The organism is Streptomyces phytophilus, from assembly GCF_013870535.1.
In the GTDB taxonomy this organism is placed as follows: domain Bacteria; phylum Actinomycetota; class Actinomycetes; order Streptomycetales; family Streptomycetaceae; genus Streptomyces; species Streptomyces phytophilus.
This window is the reverse complement of record NZ_JACBXC010001112.1, coordinates 1-2,027: the sequence shown is the minus strand read 5'-3', so window position 1 is coordinate 2,027 and position 2,027 is coordinate 1. Positions and strand designations below refer to the sequence as shown.

Sequence of the window (2,027 nt, the reverse complement as noted above, 5' to 3'; positions counted from 1 at the left end):
CGCCGTCCTTGACCGCGGCGACGAACGCCCGCCACGCCTCGGCCCGGAACAGCAGCGCCGGCCCCTCCACGTGGGTGGAGTCCCGCACGGCGAGCAGCCCGGCGGATTCCGGTCCCACGGGATAGGCGGCCTCGACGCAGTTGTTCGCCCCCGTACTGTGCGAACTGCGCCGCCAGTGGAGGTCGTCGAGTGCCGTACTGGAGGAGACGTACCGAGGTGTTGCGGTCATGGTGCCTCCTTTGCGCCCGCGCCGAGCGCGGCTATGAACGACATGGACTCCTCGTGCGAAAGGGCGCTTGCCTGCAGCGAAGCAAAGGCGGTCACATACGCCCGTAAGTCTTCTTTCCTTTCCAGGTGAAGGCTACTCATCAAATGGTCGACAACGACCACATCGAGATCAGAACTGCGCGAATAGGAGAAGATAACGAAAGGTCCGGTGAGGCCGACGTGCTCGCCGGCGGCAAAGGGCAGGATCTGGACGCGAACGTGCGGAAGCGTGCCCATCCGCCGCAAGTGCCGCAACTGCTCCGCCATCACCCCCGGCCCGCCGACGTGCCGCCGCAGCACCGCCTCGTCGAGCACCGCGTGCAGCCGCAGCGGGCGCGCGGAGCGCAGCACCGCCTGCCGGGCTATCCGCACCTCCACCAGCGACTCCACCTCGCGCGCCGCCGCGCCTGCGATGGCCGCGCGGGTCACCGCCAGCGCGTACCGCCGGGTCTGCAGCAGCCCCGGGACCACCGACGTCTCCAGCGTGCGCACCGCGGACGCCTCCGCCTCCAGGCTGATGAAGTCCCGGTACTCAGCCGGCAGCAGCTCGCGGTACTCGCTCCACCAGCGGTCCTCGCGCCCGCCCCGCGGGGCTGTGGCCAGCGTCTCCAGCAGCGTGCGCTGCCCGGGGTCGGTGACCCCGTACGCGTCCAGCAGCCGGGCGACGTCCGCGGCCTTGGCCGCCGACGTGCCGGTCTCTATCCGGCTGATCTTCGACTGGTGCCAGCCGACCAGCGCCGCCGCCTTCCCGCTGGTCAGCCCGGCCCTGCCGCGCAGCCTGCGCAGCTCCGCGCCCAGCTTCGCGCGGCGTACCGCCGGCTCATTGCGCATGACGCCCCTCCCGGCCCGTTCGGCCGAACGCGTAACAACTGGCCAGTGTGCCGCCCAAATACAGTCTCTCGCGGCAGAGTTCACCGCTTCGAGCGACAGATATATGCATAACTTGGTGGAGGGCTCGCGCGCCGGGCACGATCGGTGGCACCGTGGCGCGAACAACAACCTGAAGGGTCCTCGACTTCACCAGGCACGCGTCTGAGTCCGGCACGGTCGTGCGAAAGGGACGGCGTCGCAATGGCAGACCAGCAGGAAGCATCCGTCACGCTGCCGAGTGAGGCTGCTTCGGTCACGCAGGCGCGTAAATATGTCACTGACATTCTCGGGAAATGGGGTCTCCCGGAAGGTGCGGACGCGGCGGACACCGTCCGGCTGGTCGTCTCCGAGCTGGCCACGAACGCCGTCCAGCACACCCGCGGGCAGTCGCCCACGTTCACCGTGCGCATGGCACTCGTACGGGAACAGTTGCGCGTCGGCGTCAGCGACAGCCACCCGCGCTGGCCGCGCCGGCTGCCGGCCGCCGTCCAGCAGGACAACGGGCGCGGCATGGTCATCATCCGGTGCCTGGTCGCGGAGTCGGGCGGGCGGCTGTCCGTGACGCCGACGGCGGACGGCGGCAAGACGGTCTGGATCGCCCTGCCCTGGCGGGCGGCGCCCGTGCCCTGACGCACCCGCACCCGTATCCGCCCCCCGGGCCGCGTCCGCGCACCCCGCTGGTCCACCCTGGAGGCATGACCGACCAGCCCATCAGCCACGAGGACGTCCACGCCGCCGCCCGCCGCATCGCGGGCGGGGTCCGCCCGGTCGCCGTCGCGCCCGCGGGCGCCGAGGTGGTGCCGGACGCCGAGGTGTGGTTCGCGCTTGAGTTCCTCCAGCACACCGGCTCCTTCAAGGCCCGCGGCGCCCTGAACTTCACCGCCGCCCAT

At 70.9% G+C, this 2,027-nt stretch carries 3 protein-coding genes and 1 pseudogene; 2 read left to right on the top strand and 2 right to left on the bottom strand.

Annotated features, from left to right (window positions below; all coding sequences use genetic code 11):
* Together H5J30_RS29645 and H5J30_RS29640 are read right to left on the bottom strand one after the other, a co-directional pair.
* The coding region (locus H5J30_RS29645) for a DUF397 domain-containing protein (protein ID WP_181790423.1) at positions 1-229 on the bottom strand (229 nt) is incomplete at its 3' end.
* Positions 226-1,098, bottom strand: coding sequence for a helix-turn-helix domain-containing protein (locus H5J30_RS29640; protein ID WP_181790421.1), 873 nt, complete (start codon positions 1,096-1,098; stop codon positions 226-228). The genes H5J30_RS29640 and H5J30_RS29645, both read right to left, overlap by 4 nt.
* Positions 1,099-1,338: 240 nt before the next feature.
* Here H5J30_RS29640 and H5J30_RS29635 point away from each other — a divergent pair, with 240 nt between their 5' ends.
* Together H5J30_RS29635 and H5J30_RS29630 are read left to right on the top strand one after the other, a co-directional pair.
* On the top strand, positions 1,339-1,767 hold the full coding sequence (locus H5J30_RS29635; RefSeq protein ID WP_181790419.1) for an ATP-binding protein: 429 nt from the start codon (positions 1,339-1,341) through the stop codon (positions 1,765-1,767).
* Between the two features lie 65 nt (positions 1,768-1,832).
* Positions 1,833-2,027: pseudogene (locus H5J30_RS29630) on the top strand (threonine/serine dehydratase); the annotation flags it as partial.